This is a genomic window from Siminovitchia jepli, from assembly GCF_047228825.1.
Lineage (GTDB): Bacteria > Bacillota > Bacilli > Bacillales > Bacillaceae_C > Siminovitchia.
Window position 1 is genome coordinate 1 of record NZ_JBFEGN010000029.1, and the last position, 26,392, is coordinate 26,392.

Here is a 26,392-nt window from a genome sequence, read left to right on the forward strand (position 1 = left end):
CAAAGTAGGAGGGGAATCAAACAGTTGGGTCAAGAGATCCTTTGACCCATCTAACTCGGCGAATGCCGAGAGACTATGAATATAAACAGTAGGGGGATGAACAAATTGAAACAAAAAGTACTCATTGTCGATGATCAATTCGGGATACGAACTTTGCTGAACGAAGTATTGCAAAAAGAAGGTTATCAAATATATCAGGCTGCCAATGGTCATCAGGCGTTGCATATGATGAAACAGCATGCTCCCGACCTAGTTCTTCTTGATATAAAAATCCCCGGAATGGACGGGCTTGAAATATTGAAAAAAATGAAGGAAATGAACCAGGACATCCGTGTAATCATCATGACGGCGTACGGCGAGTTGGACATGATCGAAAAAACAAAACAGCTTGGGGCCCTGGCCCATTTTTCCAAGCCGTTTGATATTGAGGAAATCCGGAATGCTGTAAAACAATACGTATCTTGACTACGGGAAAATTACATAACATTTTCTCCTTTTGGCCTTTGCTCTTCATTGGTATTCGGCCCAATAATCTGTTATGATGAAACTGCGAAAATGGGTGCAGTATCATATGTTGTATTGGCAGTTCCAATGTAAAAGGAGGAAAAAATCGTGCCTTTAGTGTCTATGACAGAAATGCTGAAAAAAGCAAATAAAGAAAAATATGCAGTCGGACAATTCAACCTGAATAATCTGGAGTTTACGCAAGCGATCCTTCAAGCTGCCGAAGAAGAAAAATCTCCTGTCATTTTGGGAGTATCCGAGGGAGCTGCCCGTTATATGGGCGGTTTTAAATTGGTTGTTGAAATGGTAAAAGCGCTTATGGAAGAGTATGGAACGACCGTTCCTGTCGCCATCCATCTTGACCATGGTTCAAGCTTTGAAAAATGTGCCAAAGCGATCCATGCCGGCTTCACATCTGTCATGATCGACGGTTCACACTTGCCGCTTGAAGAAAATATTGCAGTAACAAAAAAAGTTGTTGAACTTGCCCACATGTTTGGCGTTTCAGTGGAAGCCGAATTGGGACGGATCGGCGGACAGGAAGACGATTTGTCTGTTGACGATGCAGAAGCATCATATGCCATCCCTTCCGAGTGTGACCGGCTCGTTCGTGAAACCGGGGTAGATTGCTTTGCGCCGGCTCTTGGTTCAGTTCACGGCCCATATAAGGGAGAGCCAAAACTTGGATTTGACCGTATGGAAGAAGTGATGAAATTAACGGGAGTGCCGCTCGTACTCCATGGTGGCACCGGCATCCCGCTCAAAGATATTCAAAAAGCCATTTCCCTTGGAACGGCAAAAATCAATGTAAATACAGAAAACCAAATGTCATCCGCAAAGCGCGTTCGGGAAGTACTGAAAGACAATCCGGAAATGTATGATCCGAGAAAATATCTCGGTCCGGCCCGGGAAGCGATTAAAGATACCGTTAAGGGTAAAATGCGTGATTTTGGCTCAAGCGGCAGGGCTTGATCGCAAACTGCAGCAATTTGGTCGAAACGAAACCGCCAACGAGTCCATGGCGGTTTCCCTTTATTCTTTTATAAATGTAAAGGAGTTGTGTAAATTGAAGTTTTTTCTTGACACAGCCAACATCGATGAAATCAAAAAAGCCGCGGAATTCGGCATTATTGACGGCGTCACAACAAACCCTTCCCTTGTTGCCAAAGAAAATATCTCTTTTCATGACAGGCTCAAAGAAATCACCTCCGTCATTCCCGGGTCTGTCAGCGCTGAAGTAATTGCCCTGGATACGGAAGGGATGGTAAAAGAAGGACGGGAACTGGCGGCAATCGCTCCCAACATTACCGTCAAAATACCGATGACGCCTGATGGCATGAAAGCCGTCAGCATTTTATCTAAAGAGAATATTAAAACGAATGTCACTTTAATTTTTAATGCCAACCAGGCACTCGTTGCCGCCCGGGCAGGAGCCGCATATGTTTCTCCGTTTATTGGGCGCTTGGATGATATCGGCCATAGCGGCGGTAGTGTCATCGGGGAAATTGCGGATATTTTCTCCATCCATGGCCTCGGTACGAAAATCATCGCAGCCTCCATCCGCCATCCCCAACATATTACCGAAGCCGCTTTAAATGGGGCACACATCGCCACGCTGCCATATAAAATCTTGATCCAGCTCTTTAAACATCCTTTAACGGATGGGGGAATCGAAGCATTTTTGCGGGATTGGGAAGCCAGTAAAGAAAAGCGCTAGCATCTTGATCAGCACGGGAAAATAAGGCGAACCAGGCAGGAGCCCCCGTCTGGCTGATAACGACAAGGGGGCCAGGCGCTGGCGGCCTTAGGTCGCCATGTCCTGTGGCGCTGACGGCACCGGGACGACCCGTCCGCCGGCAGGCTCAGGCAGCGACGTCCTGTCGCTTCGCCTGCACTAGCACATCCTGTCCGTCGGCAGGCTCAGGCAGCGACGTCCTGTCGCTTCGCCTGCACTAGTACATCCTGTCCGTCGGAGCCAGACACAGAAAAGCTTCTTTTGAAGAAAAAATTTTCTTGGCAAATTACATTTTCAAGAAAGACGATTATTAATCATTTTTTGGCACATCCCCTGCATGTTTCGCCCTAAATCGTTTATAATAATGGGTATGATGCCTTTTTTTTCAAAAAAAGTTGCTAACCAGATGCGAAAGGAAGTCTAAAATGGAGAAGCTTAAGATTGCCGGCGGGTATCCTTTAAAAGGAACGATTAAAGTGAGCGGGGCAAAAAACAGTGCGGTCGCCCTCATACCGGCCACAATCCTTGCTGAGTCACCGGTAAAAATTGAAGGCCTTCCCAACATATCGGATGTGGACACATTAAGAATTTTATTGGAGGAAATTGGCGGAATTGTCACTTTGCAGGATGATGTCATGCATGTTGACCCGCGTAATATGATTTCCATGCCGCTTCCAAACGGGAAAGTAAAAAAACTGCGTGCATCGTATTATTTGATGGGAGCCATGCTTGGAAGATTTAAAAAAGCGGTTGTTGGACTTCCCGGCGGCTGCCACCTGGGACCCCGTCCAATCGACCAGCACATCAAGGGCTTTGAAGCGCTGGGGGCAAGAGTCACAAATGAGCAAGGCGCGTTATATCTCCGTGCGGATGAGTTGTCCGGAGCCAGAATCTATTTGGACGTTGTCAGTGTCGGCGCAACGATCAATATCATGTTGGCTGCTGTTAAAGCGAAAGGCCAGACGATCATCGAAAACGCGGCGAAAGAACCTGAAATTATTGATGTAGCGACCCTCTTGACAAACATGGGAGCAAAAATAAAAGGAGCAGGAACGGACGTTATTCGAATTGAAGGTGTGGACAGGCTCCACGGCTGCCAGCACACCATTATCCCTGACCGGATTGAAGCGGGGACATTCATGATTTTGGGTGCGGCCATCGGCCAAGGGGTTCTGATCGACAATGTGATTCCGCATCATATGGAGTCATTGACCGCCAAACTTCGCGAAATGGGCGTTCCTGTCGAAACAGGGGACGAGCAAATATTCATCGGCAAATATGAGCGGTTAACGCCCGTGGATGTAAAAACACTTGTCTATCCCGGATTTCCAACAGATTTGCAGCAGCCCATCACCGTCTTATTAACAAAGGCCGAAGGTTCATCCATCGTTACCGACACGATCTATTCGGCAAGATTCAAACATATCGATGAGCTGCGAAGAATGAATGCGGACATTAAGGTAGAAGGCAGTTCTGCCATCATCAACGGTGCAACAGTGCTGCAAGGGGCAAAAGTAAAAGCTTCAGATCTTCGGGCAGGAGCGGCACTTGTCATTGCCGGATTAATCGCCGAAGGACTGACGGAAGTAACGGGACTTGAGCACATCGACAGGGGATACAGCGGCCTTGTTGAAAAGCTGAATGGGCTGGGAGCGACTATTTGGCGTGAAAAAATGACAGAACAGGAAATTGAACAATTGAAGAGTTCGTGAATTTTTTTTGACAATCGACGATCCTTATAATTTTTTTTTCATAAGAGCTATTACATTTTGCATAATGTGCTATACTATTAAACGGTTATGTTTGTTTTATAGCCATAACGACGGGAGGAAAGTCGATGGAAAGAAGTTTATCTATGGAACTTGTAAGAGTGACTGAGGCCGCTGCGCTTAAATCGGCAAGATGGATGGGGCGCGGCAGAAAGAATGAAGCAGATGATGCGGCAACGACAGCGATGCGGGCTGTTTTTGATACGATCCCGATGAGAGGCACTGTTGTCATTGGAGAAGGCGAAATGGACGAAGCGCCCATGCTCTATATTGGCGAAAAACTCGGTACGGGAGAAGGTCCGCTTGTAGATGTAGCAGTCGACCCGCTTGAGGGAACGGATATCGTAGCCTCCGGAGGATGGAATGCCTTATCTGTCATCGCGATTGCCGATGGGGGAAATTTGCTTCACGCGCCTGACATGTATATGCAAAAAATTGCCGTCGGACCCGAAGCGGTTGGCCAAATTGACATAAATGCATCTGTGACAGACAATTTAAAAGCTGTAGCAAAAGCTAAAAATAAAGATATAGAAGATATCGTGGCGACTGTACTGGACAGGCCGCGGCATGACGCCATCATTTCCGAGCTGCGTGAAGCCGGGGCAAGAATCAAACTGATTGGCGACGGTGACGTGGCTGGAGCAATTAACACGGCATTTGACACAACCGGCGTTGATATTTTATTTGGAATGGGCGGTGCGCCTGAGGGTGTTATTGCCGCAGTCGCATTGAAATGTCTCGGCGGTGAAATACAAGGCAAGCTCATGCCCCAAAATGATGCCGAAATAGAACGCTGTAACAAAATGGGTATTGATGTAAATCAAGTTTTAACAATGGAAGACTTGGTCCGCGGTGACGATGCGATATTTGCCGCGACCGGAGTCACCGATGGAGAACTTCTGAAAGGCGTCCAATTTAAAGGATCATACGGTTCCACCCACTCTGTCGTCATGAGGGCAAAATCCGGAACCGTCCGCTTTGTCGAAGGCCGCCACAGCCTCCGCAAAAAACCGGATATGGTTATTGGCAATTAATACAATGGAGGGTTCTCCCCTCCTTGCTGGTTTTTTAGCATTTTTTCTTTGAAGTTTCACTTTATAAACTCATAGCCTTATATCTTATTCTTCTTACCCTCTGTAAATACCAAAGCCATTCCTTCCATTTATTCTCTAGTAACATCACTTGCACCCAAGATTTCATGTAAAGTCGTATGTACCTTGAGACGCTGAAAATTTGACAGATTATGATGGAAGCTGGAAACGAAAAAATTTTAAAAAAAGCGTGGTGTAGAAATGGCCGAATTAACCATCTCTTTGCTGGAAGATATGAAACTGAAAGAACTTTATGAGCTGGCACGTGAATATAAAGTTTCATATTACAGCAAACTGACGAAGAAAGAATTAATATTTGCAATATTGAAAGCGCGGGCAGAGCAAGAAGGGTTCTTTTTTATGGAAGGCGTTTTGGAAATTATTCAATCCGAAGGTTTTGGATTTTTAAGGCCGATCAACTATACGGCAAGTTCTGAAGACATTTACATCTCAGCATCGCAAATTCGCCGTTTCGATTTGCGAAATGGTGATAAGGTATCAGGTAAAGTACGTCCGCCGAAGGAAAATGAACGCTATTACGGATTGCTTCATGTTGAGGCAGTGAACGGGGATGATCCGGAAAGTGCCAAGGAACGTGTTCACTTCCCTGCATTGACGCCTCTATACCCAGATAGGCAAATGAAGCTGGAAACCATTCCTTCCAACTTATCCACAAGGATCATGGACTTGATTTCCCCGGTCGGATTTGGGCAGCGCGGCTTGATCGTTGCACCTCCGAAAGCCGGTAAAACAATGCTTTTAAAATCGATCGCCAATGCCATTACAACGAATCATCCTGAAGCGGAATTGATCGTGCTCCTCATTGACGAAAGGCCTGAAGAGGTTACAGACATCGAGCGTTCGGTCGATGCCGAGGTTGTCAGTTCGACGTTTGACGAAGTGCCGGAAAACCACATCAAAGTGGCGGAACTTGTCCTTGAAAGGGCGATGCGCCTTGTTGAGCACAAGCGGGATGTCATCATTTTAATGGATAGTATTACGCGGCTTGCCAGAGCGTATAACCTTGTCATCCCGCCGAGTGGGCGAACATTGTCCGGAGGGATTGATCCGGCGGCATTTCACCGTCCAAAGAGATTTTTCGGGGCAGCGAGAAATATCGAGGAAGGCGGCAGCTTGACGATTTTGGCAACAGCCCTTGTTGATACGGGTTCACGCATGGACGATGTTATATATGAGGAATTTAAGGGAACGGGAAATTTGGAGCTTCACTTGGACAGATCTCTTGCAGAAAGAAGGATCTTTCCGGCCATCGATATTCGCCGCTCAGGTACGAGGAAAGAAGAGCTGCTTTTGCCAAAAGAACAGCTTGACAAAATATGGAAGTTACGGAAAGCGATGTCGGACACCCCGGACTTTGCAGAAAAATTTTTGCGCAAGCTGAAACAAACTGAAACGAATGAAGAATTCTTTGAAATTTTAACGGCGAAATAAAATTCTTGAATTGCAATTTTTGTGTTTTCTTGCTATAATAAGGTTTGTGCTTTTTTAATACTGCGAAGCCAAGCTTCGGTTGGAATATAGAACTCTGTTTCAGCAAATGATTCAGGGCGTAAGGAGATGAAGGAAATGAAAGCAGGAATCCATCCTGAATACAAAAAAGCAATTGTCAAATGTGCTTGCGGCAATGAATTTGAAAGCGGGTCTGTAAAAGAAAATATTCGGGTTGAAATATGCTCCGAATGTCATCCATTTTACACGGGCCGTCAAAAATTTGCTTCCGCTGCAGGACGCGTCGACCGCTTTAATAAAAAATACGGACTCAAATAAGTTAAATGAAAAACGGGCAAGAGCGCTTGCCTGTTTTTTTATTGAAAAAAAGGATGACAGCAGAAAGGAGCGAATATGATGAATCCGGGAATAAAAGGTTCCATTGAGGTCATTTCCGGCTGTATGTTTTCGGGAAAAACCGAAGAATTGATCCGCCGGATCAGAAAAGTCCAATATGCGAAAAAAAGCGTCATGCTATTCAAGCCGAAAATTGATAACCGCTTTAGCAGCGATGAAATCGTTTCACATAATGGCCTTTCCATTCAGGCTCAAGTCATTGAATCATCCTCTGAAATTTTACATAGGGTGCATGCCGGGATCGATGTGATCGCCATTGATGAAGTGCAGTTTCTCGATGAACATGTGATTCAGACAGTAAACCGCCTCGCAGATGCCGGGCACAGGGTGGTTGCAGCCGGATTGGATCAGGATTTCCGGGGTGATCCATTCGGTCCGGTTCCGAAACTGATGGCACTCGCCGACCGGGTAACGAAACTTCATGCAGTATGTGTTGTTTGTGGCGAACCGGCAACAAGAACACAGCGCCTGATTAACGGAAAAGCCGCTTTTTACGATGATCCGGTCATCTTGGTAGGGGCGGCGGATTCCTATGAGGCAAGATGCCGGCACCATCACGAAGTTCCGGTAAGATCGAAAAGCGAGCATTTCAGTTAATTGCAAACTTGTTTTTACAATGGTAAGGATGAGTTTTTTCTAAAATGTTGCTTGCATATAGTCTGGGGTGTAGTATAAAAAATATATGCAATAACGCAGAGGTGAAGGCTTGTGTTTGATAGACTCCAATCCGTGGAAGAACGGTACGAAAAGCTCAACGAGCTGTTGAGTGATCCGGATATTGTCAGTGATGCAGAAAAGCTTAGAGAATACTCAAAAGAGCAATCGGCGATTGCGGAAACGGTAGAAACATATCGGGAATATAAAGAAGCGAAAAAAGAGTATGATGATGCCAAGGGGATGCTCGATGACAAATTGGATCCTGAAATGCGGGAAATGGTAAAGGAAGAAATTGATGAACTGGAAGAGCGGATCGTGGAGCTGGAAGAACGCTTGAAAATCTTGCTGATTCCGAAAGATCCGAACGATGAGAAGAACGTGATTATGGAAATCCGCGGGGCTGCCGGCGGAGACGAAGCCGCTTTGTTTGCTGGCGATCTTTATCGGATGTATAGCCGCTATGCGGAAACAAAAGGATGGAAAACCGAAGTGATTGAAGAGCATTCGACCGGCTTGGGCGGATTTAAGGAAATTATTTTTATGATCAACGGAAACGGAGCCTTTTCCAGGTTAAAATATGAAAATGGCGCACATCGTGTCCAGCGCGTTCCGGAAACGGAATCCGGCGGACGGATTCATACTTCAACCGCAACAGTTGCTGTATTGCCGGAGGCTGAAGAAGTAGAAGTCGACATCAATGAAAAGGATATCCGTGTCGATACGTTTGCATCTAGCGGTCCTGGAGGACAAAGCGTCAATACGACGATGTCTGCCGTTCGCCTCACTCATATCCCGACGGGGATAGTGGTATCCTGCCAGGATGAAAAATCGCAAATTAAGAATAAAGAAAAAGCAATGAAAGTGCTGCGTGCCCGTATTTATGATAAATTTCAGCAGGAAGCACAGCAGGAATATGATGCCAACCGAAAATCGGCAGTCGGGACGGGTGACCGCTCAGAACGGATTAGAACCTATAACTTCCCGCAAAACAGGGTGACCGATCACCGGATTGGGCTTACAATCCAAAAGCTTGATCAAATTCTGGAAGGGAAGCTGGATGAAATAATTGATGCTTTGATTGTGGAGGATCAATCCAAGAAATTAGAGAGCGTGGAATAAGAGATGCTTGACAAAATAACCATTTTCAAAGCCCTTCAATGGGCTTCTTCTTTTTTGAGGGAGCATGGCCGCGATAAAAATGCTGGAGAAATCCTGCTGATGAACCAATTGAAGATCAATCGTTCCCGCCTGTTTGCAGAGCTTCGAACGGAACTTTCCGGGGAGGATTGGGAACAATTCAGACTGGACGTACAGGAGCATGCCGCAGGAAAGCCTGTGCAATATATAACCGGATATGAAGAATTTTTTGGCAGAAAATTTTCCGTCAATCCGAATGTCCTCATTCCGCGTCCTGAAACCGAGGAACTGGTGATGGCGGTTCTGAATAAAGTGGACCGGCATTTTGCCGCTTCCCAACCGGAGTTGCTGGCAGCCGATGTCGGAACCGGGAGCGGGGCAATCGCCGTTACTTTAAAGCTTGAACGGCCTCGTCTCCATGTTTGCGGCACGGACATTTCCGCGGGTGCCATTGAAATTGCAAAAAAAAATGCCGGCCGGCTTGGAGCGGCAGTTCGGTTTTTACAAGGGGATTTGCTGCAGCCTTTGCTGGAAACCGGGCATAAATTCCATGTGGTCGTCTCCAATCCGCCGTATATTCCACGCGGCGAAAAAGAGCAGTTATCGGATGTTGTAAAGGGTCATGAACCGTCAAGCGCCTTATTTGGCGGGGAAGACGGTCTCGATTTTTACCGGCGATTCATGGAGAAACTTCCAGATGTACTTGAAGACCGTGCGATCGTTGCATTTGAAATTGGCGCCGGGCAGGGAGAAGCAGTAAGCGGAATGATGAAAGTACAATTTCCCGAAGGGTTGACGGAAGTGCTGCATGACATGAACGGAAAGGACCGGATCGTCGTAACCTCTTTATAAAATAATGCCCGGAATGTTTATAGACCGAAAAATCTGTCCATACTGTCTCGTGAAGGATGGGGTGGAACAGATGATAAAATATATGAATCAAAAAATCTATCAAAAAAATATGGCATGGGTCTATATCCTGATCTTGTCTTTGGCAACGGTTGCCAATCTTTCTCTGCCAATTCCAGCAAAAGAAAGTACAGCAGCCGAAAGCATACAGGTGATCCCCAATGAGGCAATCCGTCTGCGCATATTGGCTAACAGCGACAGCAATCGGGATCAAGAGGTTAAACGTGCGATCAGGGATGCCGTTAATGAAGAAATCACGACGTGGGTAAAGCATTTGACATCGATAGAAGAGGCACGTTCATTAATTCAATCCCGCTTGCCCGAGATTGAAAGGATTGCAAAACAGGAGCTCGAAAAACAATCATTTGATTATTCTGCCGAAGTGGACTTTGGCAATATTCAATTTCCAACTAAATTATATGGGCAATATCTTTATCCTGCCGGAACTTATGAAGCGATTTTAATCACTTTGGGTGAAGGAAAAGGGGCAAATTGGTGGTGCGTCCTGTTCCCGCCGCTTTGCTTTCTCGATTTTTCCACAGGGACAGCCGTTAATACAAAAACAGATGAATATGCGGATCAACCGAAGCAGGATATGGAAAACGAACAAAATGCTGCTTTTATAGCCGAACAAGAGGAAGAAACAGAGGTAAAGTTTTTCCTGGCAGAATTGGTCGAGGAGTGGCTTTCACCGGTTCTCGGGTTTTTGAAAGATCTCTTTAAATAAGAAAACGCTAGGGCGTCTTTTCTTAGAGGTGAGAGGTGGGAGGTTGGATTTGATTAAATTGGCGACATGCCAATTTATACTTTCTTATTTTTAAAGAAAAAACGCTGACGCGTTCTTTATTTAAAAGTGGAAGTCAGAAGCCGGATTGGTATAAATTTGCGAAATAGCAAATTAATACTTTCTTAACGATTAAGAGTTATACACAGTATTTATCCACAAAACCGAACGATTAATCCACAGTTTGTTAATAAATTATTAATCAACCATTTGATTATTTGAGTTTATGTGACTTTTAACCGAAATAACAACAATCAAATAGGCAAAAGCATAAAATGGGGTGGCTTCGTTGAAAACAAAATATTGGTCTGTGGATAACGATGTGAACAGCGAAAAAAATTATCCACAAATAGTGGAAGCCGCACAGTTGATCAAAAAAAATGAAGCGGTGGCTTTCCCTACGGAAACAGTGTATGGCCTTGGCGCCAATGCTGCATCCGATGAAGCGGTGGCAAAAATTTTTGCGGCAAAAGGACGGCCGGCAGATAACCCGCTTATCGTCCACATCGCAACCTTTCAACAGTTGGAACAAATTGCTGTGGATATTTCTGAACCGGCAATGAAACTTATGCACACATTTTGGCCCGGTCCGCTGACGCTTATTTTTTACAAAAAGCCGGGCGCCGTGTCAGACTTGGTAACAGCCGGCCTGGACACTGTCGCTGTCCGGATGCCCGACCATCCTGCAGCGCTGGCCCTTATTCGCGAATCAGGCCATCCGATTGCAGCGCCGAGTGCAAATAAATCAGGAAAACCAAGTCCAACAACAGCAAAGCATGTGCTGGATGACCTGGATGGAGCTGTGTCGGGGATTGTCGATGGAGGGCCGACCGGAGTGGGGGTTGAATCGACCGTGGTAGACTGCACCGTAGAGCCCCCGGTTATCTTGCGTCCAGGGGGCATTTCCAAAGAAGATATAGAAGCAATTATTGGACACGTGGCAGAGGACCCTGCGATTGCAAACGCTGAATCCAAACCGAAAGCTCCGGGAATGAAGTACCGTCATTATGCCCCGGCTGCACCGCTCTATCTTGTCGATGGTGAACAACAGTGGATCCAGCGTTTAATTGATGAACAAATGAAAGCCGGATTGAAAGTCGGAATGTTGGCCCCGGGGGAAACCGCTTCTTTATACAAGGCGGATGTCGTTGTTCCGTGTGGCAGCAAAGCGGATCCGAAGCGTTCGGCGCAAACGCTTTATCAGGCCTTAAGATCTTTTGAAAATAAAGGAGTGGATATCATTTATTCGGAAGTCTTTCCGCGCGCCGGCGTGGGGGCAGCGATTATGAACCGGCTGGAGAAGGCGGCATCCCATCGGTGCATCAAACAGCCCATGAAAGACCAGGGCTAAAAGACAAGTCTACTCTTTTGCTTCCGTGCATAAGCTTTTATAGGCACGTCCGAAGCGAAAGGGGAATTTTTATGATGCTTCCAGAAATCGTTACATTGGTCATCATGGCTTTTGCTGTGGGAATGGACGCTTTTTCTGTTTCGCTCGGCATGGGAATATTCGAACTGAGATTGCGTCAAATTTTTTACATAGGATTGACAACAGGCCTTTTTCACATGTTTATGCCGCTGCTTGGTATATTAGCCGGACATTTGCTCTCTGAAACATTTGGCAAAATTACCGGTTACGTGGGAGGGGGCTTATTAATAATTTTGGGCGTACAAATGGTATTATCCAGCTTTAAAAGCGAGGAACGCATGGCTGTTGTTCCTCTGGGATGGGGATTGTTCATTTTCAGTTTCCTCGTCAGCCTGGACAGCTTTTCCGCCGGACTAAGCCTCGGGATGTTCGGCGCCCGGGCGATGGTTGCCATGATCTGTTTCGGTGTCGTTGCGGCGTTTTTAACATGGAGCGGACTAATAATGGGACGGAAAATGCAAAGTTTACTCGGCGTGTATGGAGAAATGTTTGGCGGATTGACTTTAATCCTCTTTGGAATCAAACTGCTTTTTTCATGATTATGTGTAAATGAGGGAGAGCGCCCCAAATCTTTTCTTCGATCATTCCCCAGTCGGACACTTCTGCCCACATCCTTCATGAAAAGATTCACTCGGATTTGTACGCAAAAAAATGTATGGTTATAATAGGGTAAAAGAGGTAGGGAAGAAATGAACATTCTATTTGTCTGTACTGGAAATACATGCAGAAGCCCCATGGCGGAGGCCATTTTTAACCATATATGGAACGGAAAAGCAGATGTCAGATCTGCAGGATTGTTTGCGGCTGAAGGGAGCGAGGCTGCCGGCCATGCACTGCAAGTGTTGAAGGAAAACAATATGAAGCTGGAACACCGTTCAAAACAATTGCGTGAGGAAGATATACATTGGGCAAATTATGTGTTTGCAATGACGCGGGGGCATAAGCAAATGCTGATGGACATGTATCCGGCCGCAGCGGATAAAATTTTTACTTTAAAAGAGTATGTGGATGGACGCGATGGCGACCTTGACGTGATGGATCCCTTTGGGGGAGGCCTGGAAGTATACCGTGCAACGTTTCAGGAACTTCACGATTTGATTGCCAGGCTGTCCATTGATCCTTGACTTTATGCCGCCAGATGTTTCACCAAGGTAAAAAACGAAGGATCGAGCAAATGAAAGGGGAAATTTTACATGAAAGTGGCTATAGCATCTGATCACGGAGGAATACTGATTCGAAAAGAAATCACAAAAATGATGGATGAATTGGATATAGAACATGTTGATTTCGGTTGTGGAGACGAAGGTTCGGTCGACTATCCGGACTTTGCCATTCCTGTAGCGGAAAGAGTGGCAAACGGTGAATTTGACCGGGGAATTTTAATTTGCGGTACTGGCATCGGCATGAGTATTTCCGCAAACAAAGTAAAAGGGGTCCGCTGCGCTTTGGTCCATGATGTATTCAGTGCAAAAATGACACGCCTTCACAACGATACAAATGTGCTCGCCATGGGTGAACGCGTTATCGGAGCAGGTCTTGCCCGAGAAATTGCGAAGGTTTGGCTGGAAACGGAGTTTGAAGGCGGGCGCCACACAAGACGCATTCAAAAGATTGCCGATTACGAAAATAGGTAAGAGGAGGTAAACGCATGGAAATGCAAGCATGGCAAAACGAGCTGAAATTAATTCTCAAGCAATGCGCCGAGCAATTGCCGATTGGTGCCGGAAAGGTGTTTGTCGTTGGCTGCTCTACATCCGAAGTGGCGGGAAAAAGGATCGGAACTGCTGGGACGTTTGAAGTGGCAGCCATGATTTTTGAGCAATTGCAGGCATTCGCCCAAGAAAAAAACATCCATTTGGCATTCCAATGTTGCGAGCATTTAAATCGCGCGCTTGTCATCGAAAGGGAAACAGCGGAAAAATTTCATTGGGATCAGGTAACAGTTGTTCCCGTTCGTGAAGCTGGCGGTGCTATGGCAGCCTACGCTTATTCCCGTTTTCAGGATCCGGTCGTTGTCGAGTTCATTCAAGCAGATGCCGGCATTGATATAGGGGACACGTTTATTGGCATGCATTTAAAACATGTGGCGGTTCCGGTCAGGATCGGGCAAAAATCAGTCGGAAATGCTCACGTAACCATTGCGGCAACCCGTCCGAAGCTGATTGGCGGTGCGAGGGCTGTTTATAATCGGGAAAAACTGAACGATCAATGCTCTTCCTAATTAAAATGTTCCGTTTTCGTCCCGAAAAAGTCAAAAATCCATTTGGCTGGGACAATACTTCATGGTAAAATGTAAACAAGATCTAACTTATGGAAAATTTACTAGTGATTCAAGGGGGAGCATAATGAGCAAAGTAAGTGAAAATAGTGTGGAAAGCGCTATTGCCAAGCAGGACCCTGCTGTATTCGAAGCCATTCAAAAAGAATTGAAAAGACAGCAATCCAAAATCGAACTGATAGCATCCGAAAACTTTGTGAGTAAAGCTGTCATGGAAGCCCAGGGATCTGTTTTGACAAACAAGTATGCAGAAGGCTATCCGAACCGGCGTTATTATGGCGGTTGTGAATATGTGGACATCGTGGAGGACTTGGCACGTGACCGCATTAAGAAAATTTTTGGCGCGGAACATGCGAACGTTCAGCCCCATTCCGGGGCACAGGCAAATATGGCTGTTTATTATACCATTTTGGAACATGGCGATACGGTTCTTGGCATGAATTTATCCCACGGCGGCCACTTAACCCATGGGAGCCCCGTCAATTTCAGCGGTGTCCAATATCAGTTTATCGAATATGGAGTTGATGAAAAAAGCCACCGCATCGATTATGAAGACGTACGGAAAAAAGCGCTGGAACACAAACCGAAGCTGGTTGTTGCCGGAGCAAGTGCCTATCCCCGGATCATTGACTTCCAAAAGTTCCGGGAAATTGCCGATGAAATCGGCGCATACTTTATGGTGGACATGGCCCATATTGCCGGTTTGGTTGCGGCCGGACTTCATCCCAATCCTGTCCCCTATGCCGACTTTGTGACATCGACAACGCATAAAACATTGCGCGGACCGCGCGGCGGCTTGATCCTTTGCAAAGAAAAATATGCCAAAGCCATTGATAAATCCGTATTTCCGGGCATCCAAGGCGGCCCTCTGATGCATGTCATTGCTGCGAAAGCAGTTGCCTTCGGAGAAGCCTTGACAGCCGATTTTAAGGCATACTGCCAACTGATTGTCGAAAATGCCAAACAATTGGGCAAAAGCTTAAAAAAAGAAGGCATTGACCTGATTTCCGGCGGAACGGACAATCATTTGCTTCTCCTTGATGTACGCTCTCTCGGCTTAACGGGCAAAATCGCGGAAAAGGTTCTGGATGATGTCGGGATTACTGTTAATAAAAATACAATCCCTTATGATCCCGAAGGCCCATTCATAACAAGCGGCATTCGAATTGGCACAGCCGCTGTGACTTCACGCGGTTTCGGAAAAAATGAAATGGAAGAAATTGCTTCGCTCATTGCATTTGTCCTTAAAAACCATGAAGATGAAGCAAAATTGAATGAAGCGCGCAATCGGGTAGAGACTTTAACGGCACGTTTCCCGCTTTACGAATAAACCCATAAAAAGCCTCCGGCAGTGATCCGGAGGCTTTTTATCATGTCAGCCATCTTCAGGCTGAACGATCTTCTGTTTCCCTTGCCGAAAGAACCCCTTTTATGTAAAATTAGCAGGGATATGCAGACCAGTGCGGAAAACAGATCTGATTTATGCTCATGAAAATCGTTCGTGCTTTCCCCTTTTCTGTTCCAACAAAAAGCAAAGGAGAGATCTTATGGGCAGAGTGCATGTGATCGACCATCCTCTCATTCAACACAAATTAACCTACATTCGGGATAAAAACACTGGAACGAAAGAATTTCGGGAACTTGTCGATGAAGTGGCCACCTTGATGGCGTTTGAAATTACTAGGGATATGCCTCTGAAAGAAATAGAAGTGGAGACCCCCGTCAGAAAAGCCAAATCCAAAGTTTTGGCAGGGAAAAAAATAGGGATCGTTCCGATTTTGCGTGCCGGCATCGGCATGGTGGATGGGATTTTAAAACTGATTCCGGCTGCGAAAGTAGGCCACGTGGGATTATACCGGGATCCGGAAACGTTAAAGCCTGTGGAGTACTACATCAAGCTTCCGAGCGATGTGAAAGAAAGGCTCTTTATTATCGTTGATCCGATGCTCGCTACGGGAGGAACGGCTGTCGAAGCAATCCGTTCCCTGAAAAAAAGAGGAGCGAAGCAAATAAAGCTGATGTGCCTTATTGCTGCACCGGAAGGAATTAAAGCGATTGAAGAAGACCATCCGGACGTGGACATATATATTGCCGGGCTTGACGAAAGACTGAATGAAAAAGGATATATTGTTCCCGGATTGGGAGATGCGGGAGACCGCTTGTTTGGCACAAAGTAGATATAAGGGGATCTTTTAATGGACAGGCGTATAAAAGTATTATCCGTCTTTGGAACAAGGCCCGAAGCAATTAAAATGGCGCCGCTCGTTCAAGAGCTTCATAAAAGGAAAGAAGAATTTGAGCCGTATACAGCGGTTACGGCCCAACACCGCCAAATGCTTGATCAAGTGCTGGATATATTTAAGATAAAACCCGATTTTGATTTGAATATCATGAGGGATCGGCAAACATTGGCGGATGTAACAACGCGCTCCCTTGAAGGACTCGACCAAGTCATGAAAGCAACCCGGCCGGATATTGTGCTTGTGCATGGAGATACATCAACAACTTTTGCAGCAAGTCTCGCAGCCTATTATAATCAAATATCAGTCGGACATGTGGAGGCCGGACTGAGAACATGGAACAAATATTCTCCCTTTCCGGAAGAAATGAACCGTCAACTGACGGGTGTCATTGCCGACCTGCATTTTTCCCCGACAGAAAAAGCGGCGCGCAACCTCTTAAATGAAGGCAAAAGGGAAGAATCGATTTTTATAACCGGAAATACGGTGATTGATGCGCTGAAAACAACGGTTCAATCGGGCTACCGCCATAGGACGCTCGATCTTGTGGGTAATGACCGGCTTATTTTGCTGACAGCCCATCGCAGGGAAAACGTGGGAAAGCCGATGAGGAACATGTTTCTGGCCATTAGGAGAATTATCAGAGAGCATCCGGATACTCAGGTTGTTTATCCTGTTCACATGAATCCCGTTGTAAGGGAAATTGCTTCCGAAATACTGGGGAATGATCCAAGGATCCATCTGATAGAGCCGCTTGATGTCATTGATTTCCATAACTTTGCCAACAGGGCACACATCATCCTGACAGACTCCGGAGGAGTGCAGGAAGAAGCCCCGTCGCTTGGCGTCCCGGTACTTGTTCTGCGTAACACAACCGAAAGGCCGGAAGGAATTGATGCCGGAACGTTAAAGCTGGCCGGTACGGATGAAGAAACAATTTACCGCCTTGCAACAGAACTTTTGACAGACAAGGAAAAGTATTCAAAAATGGCCAAGGCGAACAACCCGTATGGAGACGGAAAGGCTTCCGGCAGGATTGCCGATGCCATTGCCTATCATTTTCACATCAAAAAAGATCGTCCAAAACCATTTGTGATATCTTAAAGCAGGGGGGCAGAACGTCCCCTTTTTGCATGGCGTTTGATTCTGTTTCTGGCCAATTTTTTTACCAAAAAAGTACGTTCAATCCATATATTAGAGGAATTTTGATGATTTTGTGACAAAGCCCGAAAGGCCAAATAGTTTGTTATGAAATTCACAGTAAACTCGTTGACATTGACATATGCCTATTGTATGCTAACAAAGGATATGAAGGGAAGTTATGATATATCTTTTTCATGCGAAATACCGGTCGCCAATTGGTGAAAGAGCGCCAAAACAATCAGGCAGGGATGCTTTATGAATAGGAAAAATCGTCATCCGCTTTATGGGATGGCACTTTATTCTGCCATTCTGGCACAATTGGCAGGGTCGATTTTAATTGGTATTTTTGCAGGGAATTGGCTTGACAAAATAACCGGCAAAGAGCCGCTCTTTTTGGTGATTGGCCTCTTTTTCGGCCTGGCTGCCGGTGTTATGGCACTTATATACACGATCCGACAATTCTCTTCGGAGGACTAATACATGGATGACCTCCAGCAGTTATTTAATAGGCATCGAAAGTACATACTGTACCTGTTGGCAATTTTTGTATTGGGTTGGGGATTCACTGAACGCCAATCTATTTTTATGGGATTAATCCTCGGTACAGTTATCAGCCTTTTTAACCTATGGACGATGGTTCTCAGGACACACAAGCTCGGAGAAGCTGTTTCAGAGGGGAAAAAGGTGCGCTCTTTGGGCACATTATCGCGGATGGCTGCCGCTGTTTTTGCAGTTTTGATTGCGATGAATTATCCGTCGACCTTCCATTTGATCAGCGTGGTGATTGGATTAATGACATCTTACATTGTCATTATGATAGATGCTTTAATCTCCTTCATTTTTAGAAAAGACAAGCAGCGGGAAGAGAGGTGAATCGTATGAATCATGAAGCACCAATTAGAGAAATATTTGGATTATATTTTAATATGGGAAATGTCCTGATGATCACCGTGGCTTCGGTTATCGTATTTCTCCTTGCACTAATCGGAACGCGGAGACTGGCCATGAAACCGACAGGCATGCAAAACTTTATGGAATGGGTCTTTGACTTTGTTAAAGGAATTGTAAAAAGCAACATGGACTGGAAAACCGGCGGTCATTTTCATGTGCTGGGCGTTACGCTGATTTTATATATATTTGTTTCCAACATGCTTGGTTTGCCTTTTTCAGTCGTTGTCAATGATGAATTGTGGTGGAAGTCTCCGACGGCCGATCCCATTATTACATTAACGTTGGCAACAATGGTCGTCGCGTTGTCCCACTATTATGGCATCAAACAAAAAGGCTTTGGCGGATACCTAAAAGGTTTTGTACAGCCAATGTGGTTCTTGCTTCCGCTTAAAATCATCGAAGAATTTGCCAACACCTTAACGTTGGGGCTTCGTCTTTACGGTAATATTTTTGCTGGTGAAATTTTGTTGGGCCTTCTTGCGGGAGTGCTTGCGGCAAAAGGTGCTGTCGGCTGGATTGCAGCAGCTATCCCGACATTGGCATGGATGGGATTCTCCATCTTTATCGGGGCAATACAAGCGTTTATTTTTACAATGTTAACGATGGTCTACCTTGCCCACAAAGTGAGCGAAGACCATTAATATATTATGTTCATAATTTATGGACAAACCGAAATAACCACTTTTTATATATTTAAGGAGGAAATTTATAATGGGAATGTTAGCAGCAGCAATTGCAATTGGCTTGGCCGCTCTGGGAGCAGGTATTGGTAACGGATTGATCGTATCTCGTACAGTTGAAGGGATTGCACGTCAGCCGGAAGCACGCGGCATGCTCCAAACCACTATGTTTATCGGGGTTGCGTTGGTTGAGGCGATTCCAATCATCGCGGTTGTTATCGCATTTATGGTTCAAGGAAGAGTATAAACTGGCAATTTTCGAAATGGCGAAGAAAAACAACTTCGCCATTTTTTAAGAAGATATAGGGGCAGTGAAACAAATCCCCGCCAGCCGTTCGGTGATACATGTTTTTTACTATTGACCTTTCATCGGCACGAGTCCGATTTGAATTAGAATAAAGGAGCTTGAAAGGAGTGGAGCGGGCTTGTTAGAGAGCAGCTTTGTACTGGGAGCACAAATCGCGGGAGTCCATTTTAACGGCGGCGATATTATTTTTCAGCTTCTCATGATGATCATTTTATTGGTGCTTTTGAAAAAATTTGCCTGGGGACCTTTGATGGGTATCATGAGGCAAAGGGAAGAACATATTGCCAATGAAATTGAATCGGCTGAAAAGAGCCGTGCAGAAGCAAATAAATTGTTTGAAGAGCAGAAAGCATTATTGAAAGAAGCGCGTCAAGAAGCGCAAAACATGATCGAAAATGCAAAGAAGCAAGCTGAAATCCAGCGGCAGGAAATGATGGATGCAGCCCGCCAAGAAGCAGGCCGTTTGAAGGAAACTGCACGATTGGAAATCGAACAGCAAAAAGAAAATGCAGTTGCTGCACTTCGTGAACAGGTTGCTTCATTGTCTGTCATGATTGCATCAAAAGTTATTGAAAAAGAATTGAGTGCTGAAGACCAGGAAAAACTGATCAATGAGTATATCGAAAGAGCAGGCGAGGATCAATGAGCAATCCTGTCGTTGCACAGCGGTATGCACTGGCTCTTTTTCAATTGGCCAAAGAACAAAATCTCACGGACAAATTCGATGAAGAGTTGCGCACGATAAAAAAGGTGCTTACGCAAAATCCGGGCTTTATCCGACTTTTGCAGTCACCGAAACTTTCGGCAAGAGAAAAGAGAGACCTTATCAAGAACGTTTTTCAAAATGCGTCAGCGCCTGTCATGAACACGTTGATGCTTTTGACCGACCGGCACAGGGAAGACATTATTCCCGAAGTGGCCGAAGCTTTTATCGATTTGCTGAATGAAGGGCGCGGAATTGCAGAAGCTGTGGTTTATTCCGTACGTCCGCTGACGGCGGATGAAACAAAAGCCATTTCTGAAGCTTTTGCGCCAAAAGTGGGCAAAACTACATTGAATATTGAAAATATTGTCGACTCCAATTTGCTTGGAGGCGTTAAGGTGCGTATCGGAAACAGAATCTTTGATGGAAGTCTTAAAGGAAAACTCAGCCGGCTTGAACGCACGTTAATCAGTTAATATCAACTTGAAAAATGAGGGGTGAAATCCATGAGCATCAATGCTGAAGAAATCAGTGCGCTGATCAAACAGCAAATTGAAAATTATGAAGCAGACTTGGAAGTTCATGATGTAGGTACAGTCATACAAGTCGGGGACGGTATAGCCCGTGCCTACGGACTTGACAATGTAATGGCCGGGGAACTTGTGGAATTCTCAAACGGTGTCATGGGAATGGCGCAAAACCTTGAGGAAAGCAACGTCGGTATCGTGATTCTCGGGCCCTATACAGAAATTCGTGAAGGTGATGAAGTTCGCCGTACAGGACGCATCATGGAAGTCCCTGTCGGAGAAGAACTGATCGGCCGTGTGGTGAATTCGCTCGGCCAGCCGGTCGATGGCATGGGTCCAATCAACACAACAAAAACCCGTCCGATTGAAGGACCGGCACCTGGCGTTATGGACCGAAAATCTGTCCATGAGCCGCTGCAAACAGGGATCAAAGCGATCGATGCGCTTGTGCCGATTGGACGGGGACAGCGTGAATTGATTATCGGTGACCGCCAAACGGGTAAAACGACCGTTGCCATAGACACCATTTTGAATCAGCGCGATGAAGACATGATATGTGTATATGTAGCGATCGGCCAAAAAGAATCCACTGTCCGTAATGCGGTTGAAACACTTCGCAGATACGGTGCAATGGATTACACGATCGTTGTAACAGCTTCTGCATCACAGCCTGCACCGCTCTTGTTCCTCGCTCCGTATGCGGGTGTAACAATGGGTGAGGAATTCATGTATAACGGCAAGCACGTGCTTGTTGTATACGATGACCTTTCCAAACAAGCCGCGGCTTACCGTGAACTTTCCTTGCTTTTACGCAGGCCTCCAGGCCGTGAAGCGTACCCGGGGGACGTATTCTACTTGCACTCCCGCCTTTTGGAACGTGCTGCAAAGCTGAGCGATGCGAAAGGCAGCGGATCATTGACTGCCCTTCCATTTGTTGAAACACAGGCGGGAGATATTTCGGCTTACATTCCGACAAACGTGATTTCCATCACGGATGGACAAATCTTCCTGCAATCAGACTTGTTCTTCTCAGGGGTTCGTCCTGCGATCAACGCGGGTCTTTCCGTTTCACGCGTCGGGGGATCAGCGCAAATCAGCGCCATGAAAAAAGTGGCCGGCACACTTCGCCTGGACCTTGCCGCATACCGCGAGCTGGAATCTTTTGCCCAATTTGGTTCAGACTTGGACAAAGCGACTCAGGCGAAACTTGCCCGTGGTCAGCGCACAGTTGAAGTGCTTAAGCAAGACTTAAACAAACCAATCAGAGTGGAAAAACAAGTCATGATTTTATATGCCCTTACCCGCGGATTTTTGGACGATATTCCGGTTCAGGATGTCCGGAGATTCGAGGAAGAATTATATATTTGGCTTGACCAGAATCGTACGGAATTGCTCGAAACCATTCGTTCCACAGGGAAGCTTCCTGCCGACGAAGACATGGCTGACGCATTAAACACTTTCAAAAAGACATTCGCCAAAAGCGAATAAAGGATATAACACTGTAAGAAAAAACGCTAACACGTTCTTTCTTAGCAGTGAGAGGCGGGAGGTCGGACTTGGTAAAATTGGCGAACTGCCAATTTATGCTTTCTGATCTTCGGAAAAAGGACGCCAGGCTTCCCGGATACTTAAAAGCTGCCGGCGTCCGCACTTTCAAGAATTAAACAGGCAGGGTGGTGAAACAAGTGGCATCATTACGTGATATCCAATCCCGTATTAATTCAACGAAAAAAACGAGCCAAATAACAAAGGCGATGGAAATGGTCTCAGCGGCCAAGTTGAACCGTGCCGAAACCAATGCGAAATCGTTTGTTCCTTACATGGAGAAAATCCAGGAGGTCGCAGCCAGTATCGCTCTCGGAAGCAAGGACATCAGGCACCCAATGCTCGAATCCCGGCCCGTTAAAAAAACCGGATATTTGGTCATTACAGCCGACCGCGGCCTGGCCGGTCCCTATAACAGCAGCATTTTGCGGGCGGTGCATTCCAAAATCCAGGAAAGACATAAAAGCAATGACGAATATGCCATCATCGCGGTTGGCCGAATGGGGCGGGACTTTTTCCTGAAAAGGAAAATGAACGTCGTATCTGAAATTACAGGGCTTCCTGATCAGCCTTCATTTGCGGACATTATGGGGATTACAAGAAGTACAGTGGCCATGTTCTCGGACGGTACGTTTGATGAATTATATATGTACTACAATCACTTTGTCAGTGCGCTGAACCACGAAGTGACCGAGAAAAAAGTATTGCCTCTTACGGACTTGGGATCTGCAACAAAGTTAATGTCCTATGAATATGAACCTTCTGCAGAAGCGATATTGGAAGTGTTATTGCCACAGTATGCGGAAAGTTTGATATACGGTGCACTTCTTGACGGAAAAGCAAGTGAGCATGCAGCCCGTATGACTGCAATGAAGAGTGCAACGGACAATGCGGCCGAATTGATAGACAGTCTTACTTTAACCTATAACCGTGCCCGCCAGGCTGCGATCACCCAGGAAATTACTGAAATTGTCGGCGGTGCGGCAGCACTTGAATAATGGGAACGGCTTTTAAATAACATCACAACCCAGGTAGGAGGGGAAGTAATGAACAAAGGACAGGTTCTGCAAGTGACGGGACCGGTTGTCGACGTGAAATTTGCCGACGGCCATCTCCCTGAAATTTACAATGCGTTAAAAGTAAAATACAATGCAAAATCAGACACAGAAGTAAATATTGACCTGACGCTGGAAGTCGCCCTTCATCTTGGTGACGATACAGTTCGTACAATCGCCATGGCATCTACCGACGGCGTTCAACGGGGCATGGAAGTCATTGATACAGGTGCTCCCATTTCCGTCCCCGTAGGGGACGTTACACTCGGACGTGTCTTCAACGTTTTGGGTGAACCCATTGACCTGAACGAAGAGATTGATCCCGGCGCAAGACGCGATTCCATTCATCGCGGCGCTCCAAAATTCGAACAGCTTTCCACAGAGGTAGAAATTTTGGAAACGGGCATAAAAGTTGTCGACTTGCTTGCCCCATATATTAAAGGTGGAAAAATCGGCCTCTTTGGGGGAGCGGGTGTAGGTAAAACCGTTTTGATCCAGGAATTGATTAACAACATCGCCCAAGAACACGGAGGGATCTCGGTTTTCGCCGGCGTTGGGGAGCGTACGCGTGAAGGAAACGACCTTTACTTTGAGATGAAAGATTCAGGCGTTATCGAGAAAACAGCAATGGTATTCGGGCAAATGAATGAGCCTCCGGGAGCACGTATGCGCGTTGCCCTGACGGGTCTTACAATGGCTGAATACTTCCGTGATGAACAAGGACAGGACGTTCTGTTCTTTATCGACAATATTTTCCGCTTTACACAGGCAGGTTCTGAAGTTTCCGCCCTTCTTGGCCGGATGCCTTCAGCGGTTGGCTACCAGCCTACACTTGCCACGGAAATGGGCCAGCTGCAAGAACGTATTACTTCAACAAACGTGGGATCCGTAACATCCATCCAGGCTATTTATGTACCTGCGGATGACTACACTGACCCTGCTCCGGCAACAACGTTTGCCCACTTGGATGCAACGACAAACCTGGAGCGTAAATTGTCCGAGATGGGAATTTATCCTGCGGTCGATCCGCTGGCATCTACATCCAGGGCTCTATCTCCTGAAATTGTAGGGGAGGAGCATTACGAAGTTGCGCGTAAAGTACAGCAAACACTTCAAAGGTATAGAGAATTACAGGATATTATTGCGATCCTCGGTATGGATGAACTATCCGATGAGGACAAATTGGTCGTTAGCCGTGCCCGCCGGATTCAATTCTTCTTGTCCCAAAACTTCCATGTGGCTGAACAGTTTACAGGACAGCCAGGCTCCTATGTTCCTGTAAAAGAAACCGTCCGGGGCTTTAAAGAAATCCTTGAAGGGAAATATGATCATCTTCCAGAAGATGCATTCCGTCTCGTCGGACCGATCGAAGATGCGGTGAAAAAAGCCGAGGAAATGGGCGTCGAAGTATAACGAGGGACGAGGAGGCGATCATATGAATGTTTTAAAAGTTAGCATTGTCACTCCGGACGGCCCCGTTTATGAATCCGAAGTGGAAATGGTCAGTACGAAAGCCGAAACCGGTGAGCTTGGAATTCTGCCAGGCCATATTCCTTTTGTGGCACCACTTGAAATTGGTGCAGTCCGTTTGAAAAAAGCAGGGAAAACCGAATATGTTGCAGTCAGCGGCGGCTTTTTGGAAGTTCGCCCGGAAAAAGTGACAATTCTTGCCCAATCCGCAGAAATAGCCGAAAACATAGATATCGCACGTGCCCAGGCTGCCAAAGCCAGAGCGGAGCAATATTTAGAGGCAAAGCGGGACGATATAGACTTTAAGCGGGCACAACTTGCGCTTAGACGTGCCATGAATCGAATAGAAGTGTATCAGAATAGATAAAAACAGACTACATCACCCCAACACCTTCTGGTCATGAGATCGGAAGGTGTTGTGGTGAACATTCTGTTACATGACAAGGAGGAGGGTTTCATGATCGACGGACTGGAAATTGGACAGCAGGCCCTCGTAAGCATCATTTCTCACCTTGTATTTATTGGCATTACTTTTTGGGCATTGCAAGCACTCCATTTTGATAAATTGCTTAGTGCAAACCGTGTCTTTCAGGCAAGATTGTTATATATTATATTAACAATTGCCATCGGTTCTTCCGTGAGCAATTTTTTTCTTGATTACCTCAACTGGTCCAGACAACTTCAATATCTTTTATAAATATAGTTCTAATTACCCATTTATTATTGACAATTTGTTGTTATGATTTGAATCAGGTGAAGAATGGTGTCGAAATAAGGTATAATAGAATTTGCGTTTGTCTTATTTTGTTGTTTTTCTCTCAGTATGACATCTCTCTTGGCGGCAACACTTGTACCAAGGGGGAAAATACGATGAGAAAAAAACATCTCTTTATTTTTTTGCAAATAATGGTTATGATCAGTTTGATTGCCTCTTTAATTGGGAATAACACCAATGCGGCCAATCTCCGGGACTCGGACATGGATCAATTGGTACGCGGAATTTCCCATAAATCCGGGACGATCATTGAATGGTCTCTATATACAAGAGAAACGATTGATCTTTCAGAGAAGGATCAGTTCATACATAACTTGAAAAGCCAGTTTCCCGAATGGGTTTGGACTGTTTCTTCAAGCAACGATAAAGACAACGTGACGGCGCGTTTGGAACATGATCACTTTCTTGAAACGATCAAAGTAGTCACCATGGAAAAAGACGGAGGTCCAGCTTATCTATCATACGAAATGACGGGGGAAACGTGGAATTCCCGCATATCCAGGAAAAGCGGGGAAATCCTCCAATCCAGAATAGACCGATTGTTTAAAGGCAATATGCTCGTTTTCTCTTGTATCAAAGGCGTATTCAATGAAGATGACGGAAATTTGACAAATGACTTATTGCGATTTTTCCAAGCGGAGGAAAAAGAGGCGCTTAAAGAAAAGGGCTTTTACTCCATTTCTGCTTACTCCTCTCTTTTTTCACAATCGATTTCTTTAACTGAACAAAAAATGAATTTACAGCTTGGATTGCGAAAGAACAGGACGGGACGCACATCCTTCGTGATAGGCACACCCATCTTAACAAATGAATATTAATATTAAGAAAATGGACGCG

General features: G+C 45.7%; 31 protein-coding genes. All 31 read left to right on the top strand.

Going from position 1 to position 26,392, the window contains the following annotated elements; genetic code table 11:
• The first annotated feature begins 105 nt into the window (after positions 1-105).
• Positions 106-465 (top strand): response regulator, encoded by a 360-nt coding sequence (locus AB1L08_RS11290; protein ID WP_413064757.1) that lies wholly within the window; start codon positions 106-108, stop codon positions 463-465.
• 147 nt (positions 466-612) lie between these two features.
• Positions 613-1,476, top strand: coding sequence for a class II fructose-1,6-bisphosphate aldolase (gene fba / locus AB1L08_RS11295; RefSeq protein ID WP_413064758.1), 864 nt, complete (start codon positions 613-615; stop codon positions 1,474-1,476).
• A 94-nt stretch (positions 1,477-1,570) separates the two neighbouring features.
• A complete protein-coding gene (gene fsa, locus AB1L08_RS11300; protein ID WP_413064803.1) occupies positions 1,571-2,221 on the top strand; it encodes a fructose-6-phosphate aldolase in 651 nt (216 codons plus the stop codon).
• Positions 2,222-2,664: 443 nt separating this feature from the next.
• Complete coding sequence (gene murA / locus AB1L08_RS11305; protein WP_413064759.1) at positions 2,665-3,951, top strand: UDP-N-acetylglucosamine 1-carboxyvinyltransferase; 1,287 nt, start codon at positions 2,665-2,667, stop codon at positions 3,949-3,951.
• A gap of 125 nt (positions 3,952-4,076) precedes the next feature.
• Complete coding sequence (gene glpX, locus AB1L08_RS11310; RefSeq protein WP_413064760.1) at positions 4,077-5,042, top strand: class II fructose-bisphosphatase; 966 nt, start codon at positions 4,077-4,079, stop codon at positions 5,040-5,042.
• Between the two features lie 258 nt (positions 5,043-5,300).
• Positions 5,301-6,551: a transcription termination factor Rho gene (rho, locus tag AB1L08_RS11315; protein ID WP_413064761.1), complete on the top strand. Its 1,251-nt coding sequence runs from the start codon at positions 5,301-5,303 to the stop codon at positions 6,549-6,551.
• 135 nt (positions 6,552-6,686) lie between these two features.
• On the top strand, positions 6,687-6,887 hold the full coding sequence (rpmE, locus tag AB1L08_RS11320) for a 50S ribosomal protein L31 (RefSeq protein ID WP_413064762.1): 201 nt from the start codon (positions 6,687-6,689) through the stop codon (positions 6,885-6,887).
• A 78-nt stretch (positions 6,888-6,965) separates the two neighbouring features.
• Positions 6,966-7,562, top strand: a complete 597-nt coding sequence (locus AB1L08_RS11325) for a thymidine kinase (RefSeq protein ID WP_413064763.1) — start codon at positions 6,966-6,968, stop codon at positions 7,560-7,562.
• 111 nt (positions 7,563-7,673) lie between these two features.
• Entirely contained in the window at positions 7,674-8,741 is a 1,068-nt protein-coding gene (gene prfA / locus AB1L08_RS11330; RefSeq protein WP_413064764.1) for a peptide chain release factor 1, read from the top strand.
• Positions 8,742-8,756: 15 nt separating this feature from the next.
• The gene (prmC, locus tag AB1L08_RS11335) at positions 8,757-9,611 is read left to right on the top strand and encodes a peptide chain release factor N(5)-glutamine methyltransferase (protein ID WP_413064804.1); all 855 of its coding nucleotides are present in this window, start codon (positions 8,757-8,759) and stop codon (positions 9,609-9,611) included.
• A gap of 70 nt (positions 9,612-9,681) precedes the next feature.
• Positions 9,682-10,395: a stage II sporulation protein R gene (gene spoIIR, locus AB1L08_RS11340; protein WP_413064765.1), complete on the top strand. Its 714-nt coding sequence runs from the start codon at positions 9,682-9,684 to the stop codon at positions 10,393-10,395.
• Between the two features lie 346 nt (positions 10,396-10,741).
• Entirely contained in the window at positions 10,742-11,803 is a 1,062-nt protein-coding gene (locus AB1L08_RS11345; RefSeq protein ID WP_413064766.1) for an L-threonylcarbamoyladenylate synthase, read from the top strand.
• 71 nt (positions 11,804-11,874) lie between these two features.
• Positions 11,875-12,420: a manganese efflux pump MntP gene (locus tag AB1L08_RS11350; protein WP_413064767.1), complete on the top strand. Its 546-nt coding sequence runs from the start codon at positions 11,875-11,877 to the stop codon at positions 12,418-12,420.
• A gap of 150 nt (positions 12,421-12,570) precedes the next feature.
• Positions 12,571-13,005, top strand: coding sequence for a low molecular weight protein arginine phosphatase (locus tag AB1L08_RS11355; RefSeq protein ID WP_413064768.1), 435 nt, complete (start codon positions 12,571-12,573; stop codon positions 13,003-13,005).
• Positions 13,006-13,074: 69 nt separating this feature from the next.
• Positions 13,075-13,515, top strand: a complete 441-nt coding sequence (gene rpiB, locus AB1L08_RS11360; RefSeq protein WP_413064769.1) for a ribose 5-phosphate isomerase B — start codon at positions 13,075-13,077, stop codon at positions 13,513-13,515.
• 14 nt (positions 13,516-13,529) lie between these two features.
• Entirely contained in the window at positions 13,530-14,102 is a 573-nt protein-coding gene (locus AB1L08_RS11365; protein ID WP_413064770.1) for a TIGR01440 family protein, read from the top strand.
• Between the two features lie 124 nt (positions 14,103-14,226).
• Positions 14,227-15,489, top strand: coding sequence for a serine hydroxymethyltransferase (glyA, locus tag AB1L08_RS11370; RefSeq protein ID WP_413064771.1), 1,263 nt, complete (start codon positions 14,227-14,229; stop codon positions 15,487-15,489).
• Between the two features lie 217 nt (positions 15,490-15,706).
• Positions 15,707-16,336, top strand: a complete 630-nt coding sequence (gene upp, locus AB1L08_RS11375; RefSeq protein ID WP_413064772.1) for a uracil phosphoribosyltransferase — start codon at positions 15,707-15,709, stop codon at positions 16,334-16,336.
• Positions 16,337-16,354: 18 nt separating this feature from the next.
• A complete protein-coding gene (gene wecB / locus AB1L08_RS11380) occupies positions 16,355-17,503 on the top strand; it encodes a non-hydrolyzing UDP-N-acetylglucosamine 2-epimerase (RefSeq protein ID WP_413064773.1) in 1,149 nt (382 codons plus the stop codon).
• Positions 17,504-17,797: 294 nt separating this feature from the next.
• Positions 17,798-18,019 (top strand): AtpZ/AtpI family protein, encoded by a 222-nt coding sequence (locus tag AB1L08_RS11385; protein WP_413064774.1) that lies wholly within the window; start codon positions 17,798-17,800, stop codon positions 18,017-18,019.
• A 3-nt stretch (positions 18,020-18,022) separates the two neighbouring features.
• Complete coding sequence (locus AB1L08_RS11390; RefSeq protein ID WP_413064775.1) at positions 18,023-18,415, top strand: ATP synthase subunit I; 393 nt, start codon at positions 18,023-18,025, stop codon at positions 18,413-18,415.
• Between the two features lie 5 nt (positions 18,416-18,420).
• The gene (atpB, locus tag AB1L08_RS11395; RefSeq protein WP_413064776.1) at positions 18,421-19,134 is read left to right on the top strand and encodes a F0F1 ATP synthase subunit A; all 714 of its coding nucleotides are present in this window, start codon (positions 18,421-18,423) and stop codon (positions 19,132-19,134) included.
• A 70-nt stretch (positions 19,135-19,204) separates the two neighbouring features.
• The gene (gene atpE / locus AB1L08_RS11400; protein ID WP_413064777.1) at positions 19,205-19,420 is read left to right on the top strand and encodes a F0F1 ATP synthase subunit C; all 216 of its coding nucleotides are present in this window, start codon (positions 19,205-19,207) and stop codon (positions 19,418-19,420) included.
• A gap of 178 nt (positions 19,421-19,598) precedes the next feature.
• Positions 19,599-20,126, top strand: coding sequence for a F0F1 ATP synthase subunit B (gene atpF / locus AB1L08_RS11405; protein WP_413064778.1), 528 nt, complete (start codon positions 19,599-19,601; stop codon positions 20,124-20,126).
• Entirely contained in the window at positions 20,123-20,659 is a 537-nt protein-coding gene (locus tag AB1L08_RS11410) for a F0F1 ATP synthase subunit delta (protein WP_413064779.1), read from the top strand. The genes atpF and AB1L08_RS11410 overlap by 4 nt, the downstream gene beginning before the upstream one ends.
• 30 nt (positions 20,660-20,689) lie before the next feature.
• Entirely contained in the window at positions 20,690-22,198 is a 1,509-nt protein-coding gene (gene atpA / locus AB1L08_RS11415; RefSeq protein WP_413064780.1) for a F0F1 ATP synthase subunit alpha, read from the top strand.
• Positions 22,199-22,395: 197 nt separating this feature from the next.
• Entirely contained in the window at positions 22,396-23,253 is an 858-nt protein-coding gene (gene atpG / locus AB1L08_RS11420) for an ATP synthase F1 subunit gamma (protein ID WP_413064781.1), read from the top strand.
• A 48-nt stretch (positions 23,254-23,301) separates the two neighbouring features.
• On the top strand, positions 23,302-24,723 hold the full coding sequence (gene atpD, locus AB1L08_RS11425) for a F0F1 ATP synthase subunit beta (RefSeq protein WP_413064782.1): 1,422 nt from the start codon (positions 23,302-23,304) through the stop codon (positions 24,721-24,723).
• Positions 24,724-24,745: 22 nt separating this feature from the next.
• Complete coding sequence (locus tag AB1L08_RS11430) at positions 24,746-25,147, top strand: F0F1 ATP synthase subunit epsilon (protein WP_413064783.1); 402 nt, start codon at positions 24,746-24,748, stop codon at positions 25,145-25,147.
• Positions 25,148-25,237: 90 nt separating this feature from the next.
• Complete coding sequence (locus AB1L08_RS11435; protein WP_413064784.1) at positions 25,238-25,477, top strand: DUF1146 family protein; 240 nt, start codon at positions 25,238-25,240, stop codon at positions 25,475-25,477.
• Between the two features lie 173 nt (positions 25,478-25,650).
• Positions 25,651-26,373: a YwmB family TATA-box binding protein gene (locus AB1L08_RS11440; RefSeq protein WP_413064785.1), complete on the top strand. Its 723-nt coding sequence runs from the start codon at positions 25,651-25,653 to the stop codon at positions 26,371-26,373.
• Positions 26,374-26,392 lie beyond the last annotated feature (19 nt).

Excerpts from the sequence above, each read along its gene's own strand:
- AB1L08_RS11390 (WP_413064775.1), top strand. The coding sequence starts at position 18,023 with ATGGATGACCTCCAGCAGTTATTTAATAGGCATCGAAAGTACATACTG.
- atpE (WP_413064777.1), top strand. The coding sequence starts at position 19,205 with ATGGGAATGTTAGCAGCAGCAATTGCAATTGGCTTGGCCGCTCTGGGA.
- spoIIR (WP_413064765.1), top strand. The coding sequence starts at position 9,682 with ATGATAAAATATATGAATCAAAAAATCTATCAAAAAAATATGGCATGG.
- AB1L08_RS11410 (WP_413064779.1), top strand. The coding sequence starts at position 20,123 with ATGAGCAATCCTGTCGTTGCACAGCGGTATGCACTGGCTCTTTTTCAA.
- rpiB (WP_413064769.1), top strand. The coding sequence starts at position 13,075 with ATGAAAGTGGCTATAGCATCTGATCACGGAGGAATACTGATTCGAAAA.
- AB1L08_RS11440 (WP_413064785.1), top strand. The coding sequence starts at position 25,651 with ATGAGAAAAAAACATCTCTTTATTTTTTTGCAAATAATGGTTATGATC.
- rpmE (WP_413064762.1), top strand. The coding sequence starts at position 6,687 with ATGAAAGCAGGAATCCATCCTGAATACAAAAAAGCAATTGTCAAATGT.
- glpX (WP_413064760.1), top strand. The coding sequence starts at position 4,077 with ATGGAAAGAAGTTTATCTATGGAACTTGTAAGAGTGACTGAGGCCGCT.
- atpA (WP_413064780.1), top strand. The coding sequence starts at position 20,690 with ATGAGCATCAATGCTGAAGAAATCAGTGCGCTGATCAAACAGCAAATT.
- wecB (WP_413064773.1), top strand. The coding sequence starts at position 16,355 with ATGGACAGGCGTATAAAAGTATTATCCGTCTTTGGAACAAGGCCCGAA.
- atpD (WP_413064782.1), top strand. The coding sequence starts at position 23,302 with ATGAACAAAGGACAGGTTCTGCAAGTGACGGGACCGGTTGTCGACGTG.
- atpB (WP_413064776.1), top strand. The coding sequence starts at position 18,421 with ATGAATCATGAAGCACCAATTAGAGAAATATTTGGATTATATTTTAAT.
- murA (WP_413064759.1), top strand. The coding sequence starts at position 2,665 with ATGGAGAAGCTTAAGATTGCCGGCGGGTATCCTTTAAAAGGAACGATT.
- glyA (WP_413064771.1), top strand. The coding sequence starts at position 14,227 with ATGAGCAAAGTAAGTGAAAATAGTGTGGAAAGCGCTATTGCCAAGCAG.
- AB1L08_RS11365 (WP_413064770.1), top strand. The coding sequence starts at position 13,530 with ATGGAAATGCAAGCATGGCAAAACGAGCTGAAATTAATTCTCAAGCAA.
- AB1L08_RS11350 (WP_413064767.1), top strand. The coding sequence starts at position 11,875 with ATGATGCTTCCAGAAATCGTTACATTGGTCATCATGGCTTTTGCTGTG.
- AB1L08_RS11325 (WP_413064763.1), top strand. The coding sequence starts at position 6,966 with ATGAATCCGGGAATAAAAGGTTCCATTGAGGTCATTTCCGGCTGTATG.
- AB1L08_RS11355 (WP_413064768.1), top strand. The coding sequence starts at position 12,571 with ATGAACATTCTATTTGTCTGTACTGGAAATACATGCAGAAGCCCCATG.
- AB1L08_RS11385 (WP_413064774.1), top strand. The coding sequence starts at position 17,798 with ATGAATAGGAAAAATCGTCATCCGCTTTATGGGATGGCACTTTATTCT.
- AB1L08_RS11435 (WP_413064784.1), top strand. The coding sequence starts at position 25,238 with ATGATCGACGGACTGGAAATTGGACAGCAGGCCCTCGTAAGCATCATT.
- upp (WP_413064772.1), top strand. The coding sequence starts at position 15,707 with ATGGGCAGAGTGCATGTGATCGACCATCCTCTCATTCAACACAAATTA.
- rho (WP_413064761.1), top strand. The coding sequence starts at position 5,301 with ATGGCCGAATTAACCATCTCTTTGCTGGAAGATATGAAACTGAAAGAA.
- AB1L08_RS11430 (WP_413064783.1), top strand. The coding sequence starts at position 24,746 with ATGAATGTTTTAAAAGTTAGCATTGTCACTCCGGACGGCCCCGTTTAT.